A 21,322-nucleotide genomic window follows, 5' to 3' on the forward strand; every position below is an offset into this window, starting at 1 on the left:
TTACAGGTCGCACAGCCTCTGCAACCTTCTCCTCTTCACACCCCGTAAGAAGCGGCAACACGCACAACGCAATCATCAATAATTTCCTAACCATGACACACCCTATTGCACTAAGATTCCATTAAGAAAGACATCAATAATTGAATCAATTGCAGCGTCATCAAGCTCTCCCCTTCTTGCCTCACTGCGTATAATTGTCTGGCAAAACTCCTCAAAAAGGCGTGCCAGCACTTCAACATTGACGGGCTTAAACAAACCACTCTCAATTCCACGGGTAAAGTGACGCATCAGCAACTGTTCTACGTTCTTCCTCCGTTCAGCAATCAACGCATCAACAACCTCATCACCGGATGATCCAAACCCGTTACCGACCATGTTATAAAGCTTTATGTACTCATACCGCTTTTTAAATGCTGCACGTCTTATCTGTAAAAAATTGCCGATAACAGCTAACGGCTCATCATCGCTTTCAAAAACCGAGCGGAGCTCTACCCCGATATCCTCGATCACACCGACCATGATTTCTCTAAATAATTCCCGTTTGCTCGGGAAAAATTTATACAGCGTACCTGTAGCAAACTCTGCTTCTGCAGCAATTTCCTGCATAGAAACAGAATGATACCCCTGCTCAGCAAACAGACGCATTGCTGCATCCATTATCTCTTGTCTATGCTGCTGTTTTTCCCGTTCTTTACGAGACAGTTGTGGGACTTTCGGGTTCATATACTCCTCATTCATTCCATGAATAACCATTCACTTTTTGTGTCAACTCTCTCTTTTTTCATAAATTTTCTGTAAATTCAATGTAAATAAAAAAGCCCTTGCAGATTCTAATCCACAAGGGCTTCTTTATTTTCATAACAAAATGGTCTGACTATTCGACGTCATCAACCCACTTGGTCAATGTCGCGATAATTTTCCGAGCCTGATCAGGGCTGGAGATATTGAATTTGGACTGAGCGCGATACTCACCGTTCATTTTACGGTAACGGCGGATCATGTACTTTTCCGGTCCATAATCATCTTTCTTGTTATCCCACTGCTGGTAACGGAAAATGATGGTTGTCCATGCGCCTTTTGTAAGAACTTCTTTATCCAGTTCTTTTACAACAAGCAGGCCACCTTCTTCATAGTTAATAGTGAGTTCTTCAATTGTACTGCTCATGCTACTCCTCGCAATCTAGAAATATTGAGCTTGGCGTACTACGCTATCGGCTTCGGTGCAAGGAAATACAAAGCTAATCCTCAAATCCTTCCATATCCTCCTCTGCTCCGTTTTCAGCAGCAGTTTGCCATATCTCAGGAGCTTCACCTAAATGCCGCTTCGCTTCACGCAGCCCGAGGTTAAATGCCTTAATGTTCAAAGCTAAGATTTTCGGTGGAAGAGTTTCCTCTAATGATTTCCGCACAATTCTAGGTTCTGCAAACGCCAGAAGATGCGTTACGGCCCCAAGAACAATAGTATTCAGCGTAAGCTCATTACCAATCTTGTCTTTCGCAAGCTTAGTAAAAGGTAACCCCACAAACTGGTTAGTCGGAGCATGCTGCACAAGTTCTGAATCTACAAGCAGCACACCGCCCCTTTTCAAGAAACGATAATATGCATTACAGGCAGGCTGAGATAATGCCACAAGCAAATCAAGATTCTCAGTCTTCGGAAAACTGATTGCAGAACTGCTGATAACAACATCAGCCCTACTGGAGCCGCCTCGTGCTTCAGGACCGTAACTTTGCGTTTGCGTAACGTTGTACCCGTGCCCCAATGCTAATGAATGCCCAAGCACACGGCCCAAGGTAATAAGCCCTTGCCCACCTGTGCCGGACAGACGAATTTCAAAGCGCTCAATCTTTTGTAGCTCTTTCATACGACTACTCCTGCGGCTGCAAGGACTGGCGAAGCTCTGCGTACCGTTCTTCGAGTCCAGGTCTGTCTAAGTTCTGGAAAACACCCGTTGGAATTCGGGAGTCACCTTCCTTCCACTTCTCGACTTTTACCGTATTCTTCTTCAGCCAGTTGTACATATCAACAACATGTCGGAATTTATTCTTTCTACCATACTGTGTCGGGCATGGAGTCAGCGCTTCAAGAACGGAAAATCCCGGATGCAAAATGGCTTCCTGCATAAGCTTATCAAGCTGGTTTGCATGGAATGATGTGCTTCGTGCCACATAGTTAGCACCGGCAGCTTTTGCCAAATCTACGGTATCGAACGGCTGTTCAAGCGAACCGTATGGAGAAGTCATGGACATATCTCCTTGCGGCGTTGCCGGCGAACACTGACCGCCTGTCATCCCATAAATCTGATTATTCAATACAAGCGCGGTTACACCTATATTTCTGCGGGCAGCATGAATAAGATGGTTGCCGCCGATGGACAACGCATCCCCATCACCCATAACACAGATTACATTAAGTTCAGGGTTCGCCATCTTAATACCGGTGGCAAAAGTGAGCGCCCTGCCATGAGCTGTATGCACGGTGTTAAAATCCACGTATACAGCCATACGGCCTGAACAGCCGATGCCGGCAACAATTACCACATTATCTTTGGGAAGTTGAAGGGCATGCACACTGCGCACAAGAGATCCCAGAACAATACCATGCCCGCAACCGGCGCAGAACACATGCGGAAACTTTTTATTATGCCGCAGATATTCATGGATAAGTTTTGTAACGTCAGACATGTCACACCTACAATATTGCTTTGAGGATTTCAGACGGAGTAATAATCTGCCCGTCAACACGGTTCAACGTACGAATACGGGAACGCCCGTTATTCACACGTTTCACCTCGCGGGAAATCTGCCCCATATTCATTTCTGGAACCAGAACATGCTCACACTGCATACAAAGCCTTTCCACAGCAGGACGGGCAAACGGGAACAAAGTTCTCAGAGTAAGCAGTCCAACTTTATGGCCTCGTTCGCGAGCCTGATCTACAGCATGCCGTGCAGAGCGTGCAACGCAACCGTATGCCACAACAGCATACTGTGCATCTTCCAGACAGTATTCATCCACCAGAACAACATCGTGGTAATAATTGTCGATTTTACGGAATAAACGGGTCATGAACTCGTTAACTTCATCAGGACGCGATGTAGGATACCCCATCTGATCGTGGGTAAGCCCCGTCACATGACAACGGTACCCTTGGCCGATAGGTGCCATAGCCGGAACACCGCGTGCAGCCTCTGCATATGGTTTGAACCATTCTGGCGGAACAGCCGGTTGCATTCGGGAAAGCACTTCAAGTTCATCTTCGTGGGGGATTGTGATTTTCTCTCGAGTATGCGCTGTGACCTCGTCAATAAGCAAAATTACCGGAGTGCGGTATTTTTCTGCCATATTAAATGCAACCACTGTCATCTCAAGACATTCAGGAACAGTAGAGGCTGAAAGAACAATGATAGGATGGTCACCATGGGTACCCCATCGAGCCATCTGCACATCACCCTGTGCAGGTGATGTTGGTAAACCGGTACTTGGTCCGCCACGCATTACGTTAACAATAACAAGAGGCGCTTCCACCATACAGGCATAGCCGATAAGCTCCTGCTTAAGAGAAAAGCCCGGTCCCGAAGTCGCAGTCATTGCCTTTCGTCCTGTAAGGGAAGCACCGATAGCTGCCCCCATACTGGCGATTTCGTCTTCCATTTGCAGAAAAACACCATCCTCGATACGGGGAAGGCGTTGCGCCATTATCTCCATAATCTCTGTGGATGGTGTAATCGGGTACCCCGCATAAAACGAGCACCCAGCCAAAAGTGCGCCCTGAGCAACAGCTTCGTTACCCTGAGCAAATAATTCCTTTCTTTTCCGACGCCTTCTGTGAGCCATATCTAGCCCTCTGCAACTGCTTTTTGAGGAGTTAAGTCTGATGATTCGCAAGGTTCGCTTGTCTTGCCAGCTCCACCGGTTTCTCCCGGTTCACAGCTGGTTCTACAATGTACACCGTTTCCAGAAAATCTCGGTCTGACCGCAATCGCAAAATCCGGACAGTGCAGTTCACAAAAACCACAGTTAATACACTCTTCCGGCTGTACCACCTCTGCCTTACCTAGCGCATTAAGTTCAAGAACCTTCGCCGGACAAAATGCAACGCATAAACCGCAGCCTTTGCACCAATCCGGGTACACACACACAAGAGTTTGGCCTTTTTTCTTCTTTGGCATTGCCGCACCGGACACCTGTAGCTTATGGCAGGATACCCTGCCGATGAAAACAAGCTCTCAATCTAACCGAAGCCAAATGAGAGAAACCTCAAAGCTCAGGAAATGTATTCCGTTCTTGTAAAACAAAATACTTACCTAGGCTGTTACATGCTGCTCACGCTCACTGCAAGACAATTTCTATAAATTTGTCAGCAATAATATACTTTTATACCTGAAATACAGCTTTTATGAATGTTTGACTTTTCAATCACCAAGTTATTCTCGTTTTCAACCAGAATGCAACAAAAGTGTAACAAACTATTAAACGCACTTTACTCCAAACTTCCTTACCCTCTGTTTCACACTAGTACATTGCCTTTCAAACAAAAAAAGCGGAGGACGAGCATCCTCAGCTTACAATCACTTTTGTAACATTATATATACAGGCGGCAGTATAAAAAATAATGCGCCTTCTTTTCAAATATTATCCCGCAGACTTTTCTTCTGAAGGCATACTATAAAAATACCCCACACCACGCACGGTTACTATCCTTTCAGCTCTGTCACGAGCCTCACCAAGTTTCTTTCGTAACTTGCTGATGTGCACATCAATACTGCGGTCAAAAGGAGCCAGTTCTTTTCCTAACGCTTTTTGAGAAATCAATTCTCGAGAAACGGTCTTTCCGGCTGCTTCAATTAACATCTCTAAAATAACATACTCAACATATGTAAGCCCGAGGCTTATACCGTCACGACGAACGAGCCGCGCGCTGGTATCAATTTCAACACCATCAAATTGATACGTGCGGCTCCGCGTAACAGACCCAACATAGTTAGTACGGCTTCTGCGCAGAATATTCCGGACGCGGGCAATTAATTCCCTTTCATTTACTGGCTCAAAAAGATAATCGTCTACGCCCATCTCCAGGGCAACTATCTTATCAATAAGGTCCTCCCGTGAAGCAACCGCAACAATAGGAATCTGTGTTTGGCTTCGGAGGGATGTAATAAAATCGAACCCGTTCATATCGGGCAAATTCATTCCCATCAGTAATAGATCAAACGCACCCGTACGCTCCAACGCTGCAACTTCTGCCGCGTTTTCACATACCGTGCACGAAAAGCGCTCTCCTTCAAGTGCATTACAATAAGCACGGAGCGCCTCAACGTCTGAATCTACTAATAAGAGAGAATACATATACTGTCCTTGTGGGCATTATTTTCCGCTGCCCGCCTTCTGCATAGAATAGTTACAAGATTAATGCCAATTAACAACAGCTGAATAGTCGCATTCAAATCCCCGCTGAGGAGCCCGCTATTGCTGGATATGTTTTCTAAAGAAATAGTAATGAAGAAGAAAGCAAAAGCTCAACCAGAGTTGGCACAGTCCATGCTTTAATACCAGTACGTTTAATTTTCTCCTCTAGATGTGGCATTTTTTTCCTACCGCCTTCTTTTTGGAAAGAACACATTCATGGAGGCTTAACATGGAACCGACTATTACAACTGAACGCCCTATTGTTTCCACTCAGTGCCCAGCACCAGCAAAGATCACTTCTGATGCCGAGTACCTTGTCAGTTTATGCCTTGAAGGAAATCAGAAAGCGTGGAATCGATTTGTTACTGAATTCAGTCCAATCATTCGCCATGCTGTTTCATGGACACTTAACCACCACGGCGCATCAACAGACGCTGCAGATGATATTGTGCAGGATATATTCTTCCGTCTTATTAAGTCAGAGTACAAACTGCTCGAAAACTGGGACAGCACACGTGGAACATTAAAAACATGGCTTGCCGTTGTTTCCCGCAGCGCAGCAATCGACTTCATTCGTACCGACCGTACGTATTTATATGACGCAATCGATGAGCATGAAGAACTGAAAACAGAGATGGAAAACATTCTCGACTTACCTGAATTGCCACTGCACGTACTTTCTACAAGACAAAAAAGTGTTCTTCAGTGCTTATACGGTGAAGAACTGACAGCAGTTGAAGCTGCCAGAAAATTAGATGTCCACCCGCAAACGATTCGAAGCATCCATCACACAGCATTACAGAAGCTTCGAGCAGCGATGTTCCATTAAAAACTAAAGATACCTTTTTACCATAAAGCCTTCTTAAGCTCTCATTTTAGTAAATGAGAGCTTTTTTATGCAAAACCACAAACAATTAACATACTGATTATTAAGGATATATTTTGAAAGATTAAAAAAAGCAAAAAAATCTCATTTTTTTGTAAACCTTTTTCCACTGGAGACGATTAGATATGTAACACGGCACTCAAGGACGAGAGCCAACTACAAAACATTATTCAATATCTTCACGGAGGAAGTTATTATGGCATTAGCAATTAACAACAACCTGATGGCGAACAACGTTACCCGTAACCTTCAGGGTCACTACGGCAAACTCAATAGTTCCACTCAGCGTTTATCTTCTGGTCTTCGTGTTAGCTCTGCAGCTGACGATGCAGCTGGCCTCGCAATTCGCGAACTCATGCGTGCAGATATTGCAGCTCTCGGTCAGGGTGTTCGTAACGCAAACGACGGTATCTCCATGATCCAGACTGCAGACGGCGCTCTCGGCGTTATTGACTCCAAGCTCATCCGTATGAAAGAGCTCGCAGAACAGGCATCCACTGATACCTACACTGCTGATCAGCGTAAACTGATCAACCAGGAATATCAGGCGATGGCTAAAGAAATCACCCGTATCGCTCAAGATACTGATTTCAACGGCAAAAAGTTACTTAACGGTTCTGGACAAAAACTTGTGGCAGCAACCGGTAACGTAGCCACTGGAGGTAGTCCGTCTAAAGCAGCTAAAGGCGATGTTGTTACTTACACGTCTACAACTGCAACTGACAACGTTACAATTACCAATACAAACCGTTTTGGTTTTACTTCTACTGAAAAATACACCGCAGATGCTACTGATCAGAAACTAGAGTTCACACAACTTGGTGGCGGAACAAATCCTGTTACAGTAGACGCATCTAAGTCTGATTTTGGAAAATACCTTGGGAAAGTTGAGACTTCTACTGCAGTTAATACCGCTTACGCTAATGCACTTAGTAAGAACCAGCTTACTGTAGAAACCTCTACTGATGGTGGTGCAAACTGGAAAGTTCTTGACTTGAGTTCTGCTTACACAAAAGCAACAGGCGTTAGCTTCCGCATGACAATTGATGATGGTGTTAACAAACATGTCGACACTATTACTGTAAAAAACTCTTCAGCCCTTGCTCTTTCTTTCAGTAATACAACAGGTGCCATCACGACTGCAGCTGATGGTGATGGTGCAACCGTTGCCGGTGACTTTACTTTCACAAGCGTCGACTCTTCCACAAGTAATATTCACTTTGGGTCAAGCAAAGCAAGCACTGATAGTTATGATGTTAGCATTGGGCGTTCTGACGCAGCCTACCTTGGTGTTGGCCAAGATGCAGGTGATAATGTTCTTACAAAAGATGCTGCCAAAATGGCTCTTGTTAACATTGATGAAGCAATTAAAATGAAAGACGCGACTCGTGCGACCCTCGGTGCTACTCAGAACCGTCTTTCTGCAACTATCGAGAACATCTCCATTCAGAAAGAAAACCTTCAGGCTGCTGAGTCCCGTATCTCTGACGTAGACGTAGCAACTGAAATGACTGAATTCAACAAACAGCAGATCCTTGCTAACGCAGCAGTTTCCATGCTTTCTCAGGCAAACAACCTGCCTAAAATGGCTCAGAAACTCCTCGGCTAGTAAGAACATCAGCTCTTATTCGCTTATTACCCCTGCCTCTCTCGAGGCGGGGGTTTTTTATTACCATATCTCGAGTATCCCCATGCGTAACAATTCACACCTTAACCACATCTGGGTACGCTCGTCGCTCCTCGTATCTTCTTGAAGTTATAAGCCCATAACTCAAGAGCGTCTAAAAAACTAAAGCCGATCCATCCGTTACGCCTCACACTCACTCTATCAAAGCTATAAAAAATTAAAAAGTTAAGCAATTACAACCATATAATGCTTTTAATGTTATTGAAAAAGTTATTGCCATTTAATAAATATGTTACAGCGTATCTTGCAACAAGTTATCAGCTAATGACGCTTCCTATCTCTGATCAACCTCTGAGACTACGCCCCCTCGTAAAAACTTTTTTCAGTAACACATTCTGACTGTTAACCATGTCTTTATTAAAAAGGCTGGCATGTTGCATTCATAATGCAAAAAAAAGTGGTATTTTTTAATACCACTTTTTAATCTCTCGTTTCTATTTATCTAATCTTTATCAGCTATCTGGCTTTTTAATTGGAAATCCAACATCTTTTGAATACCTTGATAGTTAGCCAAACTTTTTTCAGTTCTTGCGTACTTAGCAATTAAACGTTTTTCTAACGCCTCAACACGCGCTAATTCGTCTTCCATCCTTCTCTCAAGTCCTGAATACGGATCTGTTAGTTGGTCAGTGTACTTTTTAATGAGTACATTAAAAGTCCCTTTCTCCTTCTCAGTAATCGTATTCAAGGCCTTAATTGTTTCCTGAACCTTTCCCTCTTTAATTGCTATCTTTGCAGAGTGTGTTCCAGCTGTTGTATTAATCACGTTAAAAGCTAAGCCATAGCCTTCACCTTTTCCGTCTTTCTGAATAGTAGCAGTACCTGTAGCAGGGTTGTATCCCACAGAACGATCAACGCCGTTAACCTTCATCGTTATTGTCGTCTCATCACCTGCTGCAGGGATATCACCACCGTCATATTCTATATTGTACACTCCAGCTTTAGTATATCCAAAGGAATACATGCTGCTATTAAATTCTAATACAGAATCGTCAGTACTTTTGCCTTGCCCATTTGCGGCAAAAACACTTGCGACTCCTTCTGGATCTGCCTTAAGCACATCCATAAACGTCTGTTCGCCTTTTTTAATAATAACAGCATCTTTATCAAATTCTAATTTACCAAGATTCTTGCTGCCATTATCGGCAATTGTTTTAACCCCCAGTGCTGAAAGCGTTAGGTATGAATCATTATTAACACCTTCCCCCTGAAGAAAGCCACCTGCCTGAGTTGCAAGAATATTTTTTAATGTGTTTTCAACCGACTTAATCTGTGAATTACCTTTAAGGCTATAGTGTACACCTTTCTTATCTAATTCTTCGTTTTTGTAGTCTTTTACAAGATCAAAACCAGTTCGAAGCTCATTTGTAAGCTGAACAAATTTTTCAACATTAGCGATAATGGCATCAAAATCAGTCTCAACTTTGATGGTGACTTTTGTTCCAGGCTCTTCAGAGTTTAAGTTATACGTAATACCCTCAGTTACATCACTAATTGAGTTTGTTTCACGCTGAAGTGTTATACCATCAATAACAAACTCTGAACTCGCTGAGTCTACAGCAATTGTCGAAAAAGAAGGGTCAGTTGTATCTAAAAGAGAACCATCAGCTTTGCCCTGAAGAACAGACTCAAGTTCTGTTGATAATACAATATTATGGTTATCTCCAAGCTCCATACCACGAAGTTGAATTTTAACCTTGTCATCTCTACCCAGTTCAACAACCGAGCCTTTAACCTTATTGTCAGACGCCACTGTAATGGCTCTGGCTAGTGCCTTTGCAGACATTCCAGAGGTGACATTCACGGTGTAGTCCTTACCATCGTAAGAAAATGCCATGTCTTTATCAGGGCCAGTATAGACAACAGTACCGAGGTCACTTGAAACAGCAGTCGAAACTTTTGCAAGCCGGTTCACTTCCAACGTATGAGAACCTTCTTGCGCTCCGGCTTTAACCGTCGCAGAGGCAATATCAGTTTTTGATGAATTAACTTTTTTTATCAGAAACTCATCCATGCTATCCATGGATGCAAGTTGCTTTTTATATGTTAAAAGCGTTCTGTTCAGACCTTCGATCTGCTCTTTTTTAAAATCAATCTCTGCTTGTTCTTTAGACAGCTGATTGTAACGAAATTTTTCTGTTTTAACTGTAGCATCGATAATGGAGTTAAAATCCGTTTTCGTTGCCCAACCTGCAAAAACTGTTTTGGATGACCAGTAATCAGACATGACTTACTCCTACCTCAAGTAATCGAGTAAACTTAAGCTCATTATTTTTGCACTTGTTGAAAGTACAGACTTGTAGACATATTTTGCTCGTTCAGATTCATTACTGATCTGTGTTACATCAATATCCTGAATTGCAGAGATACGTGATTCAGTAGAAACTTTGCTTTTGCTATGTGCATCCAAAGCAAATTCCAAACGATTTTGTCTTCCGCCAAGTACGCCTGTTTCTGTGGTGATGTGTTCATTAGCTAACTTAAGGTCACCTAAACACTTCTTCACACCATCCTGATCGTCCATTTCTAAAGAAGCTATAAGATTTCCTACAACTTCAAAAATATTTTTTTCTGCTGGCACACCATCTACTACATTGCTTGCACCAGTCACCTTATCAACATAAACCCCGCCAAAGAAATTGGAACCTACGCTGTTCACTTGAACACTATTACCTTCACTGATCTCAACACGGATGGCTGAGTCAATCGGATTCACAAGGAACTGTTCACCTTTAAGCAACTTCCCTGTTCCACCTAAGTCAAGTTGCCCACCAGGAATATTGAGGAAATTGTCAGCAGAAGCTGTCGCCCTGATCCAGGAAGCACCGTTATCAAGACTGTAAGAGTATTCGATTGGGCCAACAGGAGGCGTTGCCGGCAGAGTAGTTCCTGGAATACTAACTGACGGGTCATTTTCAATACGCACCGCTATAGGACTTTTAAACACGCCTTCTGCAACAGGAGACAGCGAAGTGTTTGCCCCGTAATATCTCGCGTCAGCTTCTCCATCAATTGAACCGGTGTAAATTGCAGCCGGACGAATCAACATACTGGTGTCTTGTTTAATTTCTTCACCAGTTTTAAAATTAACCTCTGCTCCTCCAAGCTGAACCGATACGGTATCAGTTACACCTGCAGGAATGGTTGCATCCTTCCAAGTTTTTCCGCCATCTTCTGAATATTTAAACGGAATCGCCGCTGCACCAATATTCTGTGTAGCAGTAGCCGGAGGAAACTTAACTGCAATAGTTTTCTCAGCATCGCCCTTAACACTGTGAACTAATGTAGAATTGGCATTCTTGACAGTCGCGCCCAGCCCTACCTGATATGCTGGTTTGTTAATGGCTGCCCCTGCAAATAAAGAATTACCTGCATAATCTCCATTTGTAAGACCAATCAACTGCACCTGAAGCTCTCGGAGCTCTGTAGCAATAAGATCACGCTGATCTTCTGTTACGGTTCCTGTTGCACCTTGGTTTGCAAGCTCTTGAATTCGAGTAATGGTTTTACTGATAGTACCGAGCTGTTCGTTGGCAGTATCCAACCAGCCTTTAGCAGTCTGAATATTCTCATCATACTGCATTAAGGAGTTGATATGTGCCTGAAGATCCAAAATCATGGCTGCGCCACTCGGATCATCAGACGGACGGTTAATCTTTTTCTGACTGGCAGACTGCTCACCTAAGCGAAGAAGTGTGCTCATAGAACTGTTCATGCCGTTAATGGACTGTGTATACATCATGCTATTTGAAATACGCATTAGAGCTCTCCTTCACTAAGATTTCAGTCTAAGAATAGTGTCAAACATTTCATTTGCAGTGGTAATCAGTTTGGATGCAGCTTGAAAACTTTTTTCATATTTAGTTAAGTTTGTAAGCTCTTCTTCCCTGTTTACACCAGACTCAGACTGTTGGCGCTTTTCAAGGTCTTTACTAAGCGTCTCATTATAAACTTTATTTCGAGACGCACCATCCATATCCGAACCAACAAGGGCTGTTAATGCACTTAAATGCTTTGAAAAAGTAGTTGAAGTGCTTGTGTGAATTGTGCCTAAACTAACAGACTTATCCATTAACTTATGTAACTTAATGGCATTTGTATTATCACCACTGTTCACAAGACCTAATCCATTTACTACTGCAGCATTAATTCGCTTTGGATCATTTTTAATTCTAGCTTCAAGCTCAATGTCAGCGGTGCTTGAGCCGCTAAAGTAAGTGTTTAATCCCATTGCAGCGAGAACACCTGAGGTATCACCCGCAAATTCAAAACTACCATCCGCGTTTCTGGATTTCAGCTTCAGCTTTCCACCTTCGATAGACGCTAACAGCTTAGGGGCACCGGTTGGTGTGTCGTTAATTTTATCTACAAGCTGTTGCAGAGTCATACCGGGAGTAACAGCGATTTCAACTCGTTCGCCGTCTGGTGCCCCTTGAGGAGTGTAAGTCTGAAAACTAAGAGTTCCGTCCGTAATTTTACCTGCATATGCTAAATTGGATTTATTTAATGCAACAGTAGGATCAAGAACTGAATTTGTACTCAGAGTCTCTTTGTAATGCTCAAGGCCTGCGCCTTGTGAATGCTGATAGTTTGTCTGCCAGATTAACTCATTCGTAAATGCGTCCATTCGCTCTCGGTAACTTTCAATACCGCTATCACGTGCTGCAAGTAAGCCACCAAGACGACCACCGCTCAATCGGCCGGCTTCGTTCCCATAACCACCAAGCGGAGTGATGTTAACGAGGTGTGCTGTTGTCTTTTTCCAGTAAACTGCATCTTTCGCGACAACATTAAATGAATCGGCTTTAGACAAAGCTGTTGCCGGAGTTGAATTTTCAAACCAGATAGACACGCCGTTAATTTCAACTTTGCTATCAGAATCACCTGTGGTGAATGTGCGTTCTACGCCGTTTTCATCCATCAGCCACGTTTTTCCGCCGTCAGTTGAAACCTTAAACTCAGCAGTCCCTACAGCTCCACCATTCACCATCTCAATTTTAAGTTCCTGAGAACTGTGTCCCTCAAACTTAATTTCTCCTTTAAAAGAAGAACCGGAAACAAGATCAGTTGTAGCTTCTGGCCCCTTCTGAACAAGTTCAAAAGCATTCGTGCCATCAACAAGAGTTTGTCCAGCCTGCGTGATGATGGTGAAAGAACCATCAGTCTGATGAATTGATTTAATAGGAAGCAGTTCACCTAACGCACGAACCTGTCGGTCTCGCTCATCTTGTAGAACCAAATTCTCAGGCTGCTCCATGATGCCGCGATTCAATTCAGCAATGTTGTTCATAAGGCCGTTTGCATCTGAAATACCAAGTTCAATAGCCCGGTTTGTAGCCTGCTGTTCCTGCTGCAATGCAGAATTCACAGTGTGCAACATGGTCGCCAAGGTATTAGAATATTCAGATAACTCCATACGGTACGCTGAACTTCCTGCATCCTGAGTTAACGCATTCCAGCTTGAAAAGTACTTATCGAGCGCAGCTGAAAGTCCATATCCCTTTTCGCCCTGCTTAAATAATGACTCTACGCTGTACAAAGTTTCTGCCTTCGCATTCCAGAACTGTTGCTGTCCGTTGGATGACAGAAACTGCTGTTCAACAAAGTAGTTGTAATGACGCTTCAGGCTAACAGCTTCTGCACCAGTACCAAACTGCAAACCGTTTCGAACAATCGGTGCTCTGGAAGCATAGTTAACTGTTGTACGTGAGTAGCCTTTAACATTTTCATTATTTATATTGTTACCGGTAACGCTGGTGCCAAGCTGGGCATTCATTAATGCGTTGTTACCGATGGACATGAGATCATAAATGGACATTCCGTGTGCTCCTCTTAACTAACCGGGGGGTGTGCCGCTACAGTTCCAAGCCGCTACTGCTTTCAGCAGCGGCACATCGAATCAACGCTTATCGCTTCAGGTTAATTGCTTCCTGAAGCATTTCATCAGATGTAGTAATAACCTTTGAGTTAGATTGATAACCACGCTGTGTAGTAATCAGCTTCACCATCTGACGAGACATATCTACGTTGGACAATTCCAATGTGTTAGAAGACACGGTTCCGAGACGACCAGTGTTGGCAGTAGTAATAATGGCCTGACCGGAGCTACTGCTCTGAGCAAACAAGTTACCACCCTGAAGGGAAAGTCCCTGCTGGTTTGCGAAATCGGCAAGACCAAGAACAAAGAGTTCTTCTTTACGTCCGTTTGAGTAACGACCGGAAACAACACCGTTACGATCAACTGTCACTTCCTGAAGGAAGCCGGCTGTGTAGCCATCTTGGTTCATGCTATGTGTTGTTGATGCAAGATCATATGAGGTAGCAGATTTGTTTGTTTTGTTGATGTCTGCTGTTGCGATCTTCGCAAGATCTGCAACATCTGTTTCTACATCAGCAATTGTTTTATCATGATTTTCAAAACGCTTTGCTGCACTTTTAGAATTCATACCGAAATCAAGTGCAATTCGCTCTGGCTTATCCGCACCGGCAGTATCGTTTGTATCGTTAACGCCAGTTAAGTTGGAAAAGTTTGCTGTAAAAATTGGAAATCCATTTTCATCAAACTCAGCAGGTTTCCAGTAAGCTTTATCTTCTGGGTCAGAAGCAGTGGCCGGAGCAGTAAAAGAGTCATCGAATGTATACGCAGACATATTTTCCATGGAACCTGCGCTATTAAAGGTCATTGTTCCAGCCATTAAGAGCCCTTGAGTCTTTTTACCGGCAAAGGCCTGACGACCATCTTCGCTTGGGTTCGCAGTTACAATGTATTCCCAAGTCAGTTTGCCATCCTTATCACGGGCTTTATCAAAGTAGGCAGTAACTTCGTGTGCGGAGCCTGCTTTATCGAATACATTGATTGTTTTCTGATAAGAGTAAGTGTCATCACCAAGTGGTTTGGTTGGAGAAGTTTTCGCATCCCACTTTGAAAACAATGCAAACAAGTCAGTACCCTGAGTACCTGTAGGAGCAGTTGCTGGCGTACTTTTATCAATAGCTTTCTTAGACAAGTTAACAGACAGAGAAACAATGCTTGTTTCTTTAGGTTCAGACTGGAAAGAATCAAGCTGCAAATCGCCGATTGCGCCCTGTGTAATGGAGTCTTGAGTTTGACCAGCTTTCCAACCCTGAACTCGAAGCCCCTGTGGGTTAACGAGATAGCCTTCTTTATTGAAGTTAAAGTTACCTGCACGGGTGAAGTACTTAGAACCGTTTGCTGGGTCATTAACCATAAAGAAACCGCGACCACCAATTGCTACGTCTGTAACAGAGCCTGTATTTTCGTATGCACCCTGTGAAAAGTCCTGATAGATAGAGGAAACACGGGCACCGTGACCAATCTGTCCTACTGAAGCACCAAGAGTGCGGCTGGAGTAGAAAAGATCTTCGAACTGAACATTACCGCTTTTGAAGCCAACGGTGCTGGTGTTCGCAAGGTTGTTACCAAGAACAGACATGCGTTCTGCGTGAGTGGTAAGTCCAGAAATGCCTGTGTACATAGATCCCATAACGCTCATATTTGCCTCCCTAGAAGCAGTAAATCTGTGGGTAAATTTTGCCTATAAATTTGTTTATTTTTATTAAGATGACAGGGTAAAAAATTCCGACAACTTAATACTATTAACGTGTTATTTATTGTAGGCTTAACTGTTTTCGCTATTCTTATCGTCGTCTTTTTTCGCCACCGGCTGCTCTACTCGGCTAATATCAATGAGATTCACAGTACGGCCGCCTTCAAGCTCGAGAACAGTTTTTCCATCTTTCGAAGTAACGCCTGTAACCTTACCAGCAACTTTCGCGCCAACTTTGAGAAGCTTGCCGTTTTTATCACGCGCTTCGAACCCGACAGTGTACTGCCCCTGAGGTAATTCACCACGAGGATTAGTTCCATCCCAAGTAAAGGTGTGTTCGCCTTCACCTGTTCCGGCAAGAACAACGGTATCCACAATACGTTTAGATGCGTCGTAAACATGAGCTTTAACGGTTTCAACGCCTTCAGGTACGGTGTAGTAAACAGGACTACATCCGGACTCGCCTTTATGAATTTTGTCGCCACCGGCAACAACGGAAGTTCCAATGTACCCAACAGCGTTGGTAACGTTAATTGCTCCAAGAGCAACATTGGAACTCTTCGCTGTGCCATTCAATTCTGTAAGCTGCTCAAGTGAAGAGAACTGAGCCAACTGTGCAAGCATCTGCGTGTCATCGGTAGGCTTTAACGGGTTCTGATTAGACATCTGAGCCGTTAAAAGCTTCATGAAGTCGTCTTTACCGAGAGAATTCTTCGGCTCACGAGCTTTCACATCCCTCGATTGGGTTGAGTTCAAATACTGAGTTGTAGATACTTGCATGTGTTTTCTCCTCCTTGAGATTAGTGACGTGCGGTTAACAGGATGAAAGAATTCTTCGTAATTCCAGAACTTCAGAACGACATTCACGGCATGATGCCATATGCCCTTCAACTTCTTTTCTGCGAGCTACAGGAAGCTTCTTATCAAGATAAGCGGCGACATCATTGTGTCCGGGACAAGCTTCCTTGCTTGTTGAAAGCCCTTCTTCAATGGTTCCGCCGTAGACCAGTTCAAGCCAGCTTGAAGATTTTTTCGGTTTCATTATTAAATGCTCCTTACTTCTTGGCATATTCACCTATAGGTACGAGCGGTAAGAGGCAGATCATCCATTAACGTTATCTAAACTTATCTAAAGTTTTCTTAACAAAATACGATCTCGCTAAAAACTCCTTTGAATACAGACCAGTAGGCACAAAAAAAGGAGCCACAAAAATGTGGCTCCTTTAAGGAATCTTTATATAAACCGAAGATTATCGGCTGCGGCCGCGTGTTACCGCAAATTTTTTCGCATCAATACCGTACTTTTTAACTTTGTAGTTAACAATACGGTAACTGACTCGAAGATCGCGTGCTGCCTGAAGCATATTGCCTCGTGCTTTTTTAAGAGCATCAACAAGAAGTTCCTGCTCAAATTTAGCGACAGCTTCACAGAAAGAAAGGTTTGAATCCGTTGCAGTACTTTCTGCAGTCTGCAAAGAAGGTGGAAGGTGGTACGTACGGATTACCTGCTCATCACACACCAACACTGCACGTTCAATGCAGTTTTTCAACTCACGAATGTTCCCAGGCCAGTGATATTGCATCAACAAATCAATAGCTGGTGTGGAAATACGCTTAATGTTTCGTTCGTATTCTTCTGCATAGGTAGATAAGAAGTGCTCTGAAAGCGGCAGAATATCTTCACGGCGCTCACGAAGCGGCGGAATGAATACTGGGAAAACGTTAATGCGGTAGTACAAGTCTTCGCGGAATTCACCTTTTTCCACCAGTTCTTCAAGCGGACGGTGTGTTGCGCAAATAAGTCGCACATCAACAGACAATGTTTTTTCACTGCCAAGGCGCTGAATTTCCTGTTCTTGAATCGCACGCAAAACTTTTGCCTGCGCAGTAGGGCTAAGCTCCCCTACTTCATCAAGGAAAAGCGTACCATTGTTAGCCAGTTCAAACAGACCTTTTTTATCTTGCACTGCGCCTGTGAAAGCACCTTTCTGGTAACCGAAAAGTTCACTTTCAACGAGTTCAGAAGGCAATGCCGCACAATTCAACTTAATAAGTGGATTGTCACGACGAGGACTTGCTTGATGAATTGCTTCTGCGAGCAATTCTTTACCAGTACCAGATTCACCACGCAGTAACGCAGTGGCACGGCTAGGTCCAACCTGAGAAACCTGATTCAATACAAGTTTCATAGATTTAGAAGCAACGATGATATTAGCAGGAGCTGCACCTGCATCAACAAAGTCACCGCCACCAATGCCCTGCGCCATCATATGATTCTGGCGTGCAATCTCTTCCTGCAGATAGGTAGCATGGTTTGCAACCATACCTGCAACAACTTCCAGAAAACGAGTCTGGCCTTCAAGGCTTTGGGCTGTGTCGCTTGGTAAATCGACACTCAAAGTACCAATGACTTCACCAGCAGAACCTTCCCTGCCCGGAACGGTAATAGGCACACAAATAAATGCCAATTCTGCAAGCTCTTCTTCTGTACGACCGAATGCTTTGTTCAGAAACGCAGGATGTTCCTTCATTCTCGGAACGATCACAGGAGCACCGGTTGTGAAAACCTGTCCTGTAACACCAACACCCGGCTCGTATTCAATTGAATCAGCAGAATCGAGACCATGCGCAAGAGTTAGTTTAAGGGTGCGTGTTTCTGGATCAAAGATCACGATATGTGGTCTTCTGAAGTTGTGATTTTCAGACAAAGTCTGCAACAGAGATTTCAGAGTAGACTGAAAAGGCTTTTGTGAACCTAGTTCAGAAACTATGCACTGAAGGGTACCCATATACGGTTGCAGTTTGTCGTCTTGTAACGTTGTAACACTCATGTAATTTGATTCCTAAGCTCCGGTCATGCCCAGCTGTTGTGTGTTAAACAGCAGTCCGGAACGGGTTCAGCAATTATCGTATAGCGTAAGCAGACAGGGTTTTATCTGCTTCAATATAAGGTACGCATGGTGGCATACCTCATCCGCGCATATGAACCGACAAGACCCTCTGCCTGTAATATCCAAACATAAAACATGTCTACAATAAGAATACAGCATCCATAATAACAGGAACTAACAAATTACGCTGTATTTATTGCCGATAACAATGTCATTATCTTTGATATGACACGCAAAGCGTATCGCCGAAAAATTTTATCTATTGTATTGCTCTTCTGTAACGCAATATTGTGGAGCCTTCTTCCGCCTGTCTTTTGCATACAATTGAAAGAATCAGCAGCACAGTAAACGCCTGCATCTCTTACTCAGCAGCCAACACAAGGTCAACCCCGACAGACTTACAAGGCTCTAAAACAAGACGCTCAGAAAGGAAATACATCCAATACCGATAAAAGAGACATCTGCCATATTGTAATAATCTCAAGATATTGAACAATACAACCTTACTCAGGTGCATATTGTTTATTTATTCAATTTTGTCACTATTTTTTAAGCTTGAGATTCAAAGCAGATATTTTATGTGCATAAAATGCTTTGTTTGCATCCGGCACACTTTCTTCAAGCTCCTTGTACATTGCTGCGGAAGTAGCAACATCGCCACTTTTCTCAGCCATAATAGCTAACTGATGTTTTGCAGGCAGCTTGTATGCTTCAGAAGCAGCCGGAAGCATTTCAGTAAGAACCTGCTGCGCCATCTTGTAGTCACCCATTCTTGCATATGCGTCGGCTCTGCCCATTCCGGCAAGGTCACGCATGCTGTCAACATTCAACTTTTGCAATGTTCCCCATGCTTCCGCTGCTGAAGCGTAATCATGAACACGCAACGCAGCCTTAGCAAGAGCAAGCAAAGCAGCCGGGCGAACCTGTTCAGGCGCGGATTGGGCAAAAGCCTTCAATTCATGTAACTGGGCTTCCGTTGAAGCTCCTGCCGAGAGATCCATCAGTGTTTGCTGAGCATTCAATATCTTCTGCTCATGCATATAGTTATAAATACCGGCACCGGCAATCACACTCACAAGCAAAAACAGCCCGAGCGCGATACTCTTTATGTGCTTCAGAACAAAATTCAGTAACGGTGCAGCTTCCTTTGAAACACTCTGCTGCAATGAGTCTACCAATAACGGGGAATGCGGTTCTTTGTGATCAACCATGTTCGCTCCTAAATTGTTCTCAGTATCCAATTGAAAAAACGCTTTTTTTGTAAGCCTACATGACGAAATTGTCAAAATATATTGTTTTTTATAACACCACGTCATATCATGTATCATTATATAGCGTTCGACTTCTGTTTAAAATACAACATTATTTCAACAAAGCCGCAAACGGTGTCTCTTGCGATTTAATCATCAAAAAGGTACTGCTTTGCATTGCTGCAAGTTGTGCCCGCAATCAGCGTGGACATACCGCGAGTAGTCGTATCGGAACCACACAATCTCTCAAGCACTGCGTGTGCAAGAATCACATATCACTCGGTAGACCAAAACTGGCTCTTTCCGATGCTTAGCCGGAGGACATATGGATACTCATCAACTATTAGAAGACATGGGAAAAAAAGCTTCAGCAGCTGCCCGTAAACTTACTGCTGCAAGTCCTGAGATGAAAGCAAACGCATTGATGCGTCTGTCTGAACTCATCCTTGAAAAAGAAGATGCTATTACTGCTGCCAACGCAATAGACCTTGCTAAAGCAGAAGAAAAAGGACTTGATGCCCCCCGTCTGAACCGTCTGCGCCTTACTCCGGAAACTATTGCAGAAATGGCTCACGCCTGTAAATTTATTGCAGAAATGGACGACCCTGTAGGTGCCATTGAAACACAGTGGCAGCGTCCCAACGGTTTGCTTGTCGGCAAAATGCGTATTCCGCTGGGCGTTATCGCAATGATCTACGAATCACGTCCAAACGTTACCATTGATTCCGGCATTCTTTGCCTTAAAGCGGGTAATGCTATTATTCTGCGCGGTGGTTCCGAGGCAATTAATTCCAACCTCGCACTGGCCGGCCTGCTTCACGAAGCACTGGAATTTGCAGGACTGCCTCAAGAATGTGTTCAGGTCGTGCCAACTACTGACCGTGAAGCTATTGCAGCCATGTGTAAATTGGAAGAACACATCGATGTAATTATTCCTCGCGGTGGCGAAACACTTATTCGTAAAGTTGTTGAACTTGCGACTATGCCGGTTCTGAAACACTACGAAGGTGTTTGCCATGCATTTATTGATAAAAGTGCTGACTTAAAAGAAGCACTCAACATCATTATTAACGCGAAAACGCAGCGTCCGGGTGTTTGTAACGCTCTTGAAGGCCTGCTTGTTCATAAAGATGTTGCTGATGCATTTTTACCAATGGTCGCTAAAGAACTCGGCGCAGAACGAAATGTTGAATTTAGAGCGTGCCCTCGTTCTTTCTCACAGTTGGGTGCAACAGCAGTCGCAATGAGAGACTCTGACCCTGGCACGGAATACCACGACCTCATCCTGCTGGTTAAGGTTGTCGATTCTATGATGGAAGCACAGGACTACATTGCTGAAAACGGCTCTAACCACACAGAAATTATTTGCACACAGGACTACAACCGTGCGCTTAAGTTTATGCGTGAAGTTGACGCCTCCTGTGTCTCTGTTAATGCCTCCACTCGATTCAACGACGGTGGACAACTGGGACTTGGAGCAGAAATCGGTATCAGTACTTCTAAATTACATTCCTACGGACCAATGGGCGTAAAAGAACTGACCACCACTAAATTTGTGATCTTCGGTCAAGGACAAGTTCGTCAGTAGTTGCTGCTGAACCTGTAATGGCTTGGTAGCTCAAAAAGCACT

18 protein-coding genes and 1 pseudogene are annotated in these 21,322 nt (G+C 43.8%); 4 read left to right on the top strand and 15 right to left on the bottom strand.

The window, feature by feature from the left end; all coding sequences use genetic code 11:
- Positions 1 to 102 precede the first annotated feature (102 nt).
- The 7 genes from QZY95_RS15845 to QZY95_RS15875 all read right to left on the bottom strand — a co-directional run bounded on the left by QZY95_RS15845 (position 103) and on the right by QZY95_RS15875 (position 5,350).
- A complete protein-coding gene (locus QZY95_RS15845) occupies positions 103 to 723 on the bottom strand; it encodes a TetR/AcrR family transcriptional regulator (RefSeq protein WP_290925333.1) in 621 nt (206 codons plus the stop codon).
- Between the two features lie 151 nt (positions 724 to 874).
- Entirely contained in the window at positions 875 to 1,165 is a 291-nt protein-coding gene (locus QZY95_RS15850; RefSeq protein ID WP_290925335.1) for a hypothetical protein, read from the bottom strand.
- A gap of 73 nt (positions 1,166 to 1,238) precedes the next feature.
- Positions 1,239 to 1,865, bottom strand: a complete 627-nt coding sequence (locus QZY95_RS15855; protein ID WP_290925337.1) for a 2-oxoacid:acceptor oxidoreductase family protein — start codon at positions 1,863 to 1,865, stop codon at positions 1,239 to 1,241.
- Between the two features lie 4 nt (positions 1,866 to 1,869).
- Complete coding sequence (locus tag QZY95_RS15860; protein WP_290925339.1) at positions 1,870 to 2,685, bottom strand: 2-oxoacid:ferredoxin oxidoreductase subunit beta; 816 nt, start codon at positions 2,683 to 2,685, stop codon at positions 1,870 to 1,872.
- Between the two features lie 7 nt (positions 2,686 to 2,692).
- On the bottom strand, positions 2,693 to 3,838 hold the full coding sequence (locus tag QZY95_RS15865; RefSeq protein ID WP_290925341.1) for a 2-oxoacid:acceptor oxidoreductase subunit alpha: 1,146 nt from the start codon (positions 3,836 to 3,838) through the stop codon (positions 2,693 to 2,695).
- Positions 3,839 to 3,840: 2 nt separating this feature from the next.
- Positions 3,841 to 4,173, bottom strand: coding sequence for a 4Fe-4S dicluster domain-containing protein (locus QZY95_RS15870; RefSeq protein WP_290925342.1), 333 nt, complete (start codon positions 4,171 to 4,173; stop codon positions 3,841 to 3,843).
- A gap of 463 nt (positions 4,174 to 4,636) precedes the next feature.
- Positions 4,637 to 5,350 carry a response regulator transcription factor gene (locus QZY95_RS15875; protein WP_290925344.1) on the bottom strand — a complete coding sequence of 238 codons (714 nt, stop codon included), beginning with the start codon at positions 5,348 to 5,350 and terminating at the stop codon, positions 4,637 to 4,639.
- 289 nt (positions 5,351 to 5,639) lie between these two features.
- Here QZY95_RS15875 and QZY95_RS15880 point away from each other — a divergent pair, with 289 nt between their 5' ends.
- From QZY95_RS15880 to QZY95_RS15890, 3 genes and pseudogenes are all read left to right on the top strand, one after another.
- Entirely contained in the window at positions 5,640 to 6,239 is a 600-nt protein-coding gene (locus QZY95_RS15880) for a sigma-70 family RNA polymerase sigma factor (RefSeq protein WP_290925347.1), read from the top strand.
- Between the two features lie 253 nt (positions 6,240 to 6,492).
- Positions 6,493 to 6,915, top strand: a pseudogene (locus tag QZY95_RS15885) (flagellin); the annotation flags it as partial.
- A gap of 720 nt (positions 6,916 to 7,635) precedes the next feature.
- The gene (locus QZY95_RS15890) at positions 7,636 to 7,905 is read left to right on the top strand and encodes a flagellin (RefSeq protein WP_290925378.1); all 270 of its coding nucleotides are present in this window, start codon (positions 7,636 to 7,638) and stop codon (positions 7,903 to 7,905) included.
- A 520-nt stretch (positions 7,906 to 8,425) separates the two neighbouring features.
- Here the strand turns inward: QZY95_RS15890 and fliD are convergent.
- From fliD to QZY95_RS15930, 8 genes are all read right to left on the bottom strand, one after another.
- Positions 8,426 to 10,210 (bottom strand): flagellar filament capping protein FliD, encoded by a 1,785-nt coding sequence (gene fliD / locus QZY95_RS15895; protein WP_290925349.1) that lies wholly within the window; start codon positions 10,208 to 10,210, stop codon positions 8,426 to 8,428.
- Positions 10,211 to 10,219: 9 nt separating this feature from the next.
- Positions 10,220 to 11,743, bottom strand: a complete 1,524-nt coding sequence (gene flgL / locus QZY95_RS15900; protein WP_290925351.1) for a flagellar hook-associated protein FlgL — start codon at positions 11,741 to 11,743, stop codon at positions 10,220 to 10,222.
- A gap of 15 nt (positions 11,744 to 11,758) precedes the next feature.
- A complete protein-coding gene (locus tag QZY95_RS15905) occupies positions 11,759 to 13,801 on the bottom strand; it encodes a flagellar basal body rod C-terminal domain-containing protein (protein ID WP_290925352.1) in 2,043 nt (680 codons plus the stop codon).
- Between the two features lie 88 nt (positions 13,802 to 13,889).
- Positions 13,890 to 15,497, bottom strand: a complete 1,608-nt coding sequence (locus QZY95_RS15910; RefSeq protein WP_290925354.1) for a flagellar hook protein FlgE — start codon at positions 15,495 to 15,497, stop codon at positions 13,890 to 13,892.
- 126 nt (positions 15,498 to 15,623) lie between these two features.
- Positions 15,624 to 16,331 carry a flagellar hook capping FlgD N-terminal domain-containing protein gene (locus QZY95_RS15915; protein WP_290925356.1) on the bottom strand — a complete coding sequence of 236 codons (708 nt, stop codon included), beginning with the start codon at positions 16,329 to 16,331 and terminating at the stop codon, positions 15,624 to 15,626.
- A 34-nt stretch (positions 16,332 to 16,365) separates the two neighbouring features.
- A complete protein-coding gene (locus QZY95_RS15920; protein ID WP_290925358.1) occupies positions 16,366 to 16,593 on the bottom strand; it encodes a zf-HC2 domain-containing protein in 228 nt (75 codons plus the stop codon).
- Between the two features lie 208 nt (positions 16,594 to 16,801).
- Positions 16,802 to 18,382, bottom strand: a complete 1,581-nt coding sequence (locus QZY95_RS15925) for a sigma 54-interacting transcriptional regulator (protein WP_290925360.1) — start codon at positions 18,380 to 18,382, stop codon at positions 16,802 to 16,804.
- Positions 18,383 to 18,984: 602 nt separating this feature from the next.
- Positions 18,985 to 19,653, bottom strand: coding sequence for a hypothetical protein (locus QZY95_RS15930; protein WP_290925362.1), 669 nt, complete (start codon positions 19,651 to 19,653; stop codon positions 18,985 to 18,987).
- 364 nt (positions 19,654 to 20,017) lie between these two features.
- Here QZY95_RS15930 and QZY95_RS15935 point away from each other — a divergent pair, with 364 nt between their 5' ends.
- Entirely contained in the window at positions 20,018 to 21,280 is a 1,263-nt protein-coding gene (locus QZY95_RS15935) for a glutamate-5-semialdehyde dehydrogenase (RefSeq protein WP_290925364.1), read from the top strand.
- The last annotated feature ends 42 nt before the right edge of the window (positions 21,281 to 21,322 follow it).

The organism is Halodesulfovibrio sp., assembly GCF_015482765.1.
GTDB lineage: Bacteria > Desulfobacterota > Desulfovibrionia > Desulfovibrionales > Desulfovibrionaceae > Halodesulfovibrio.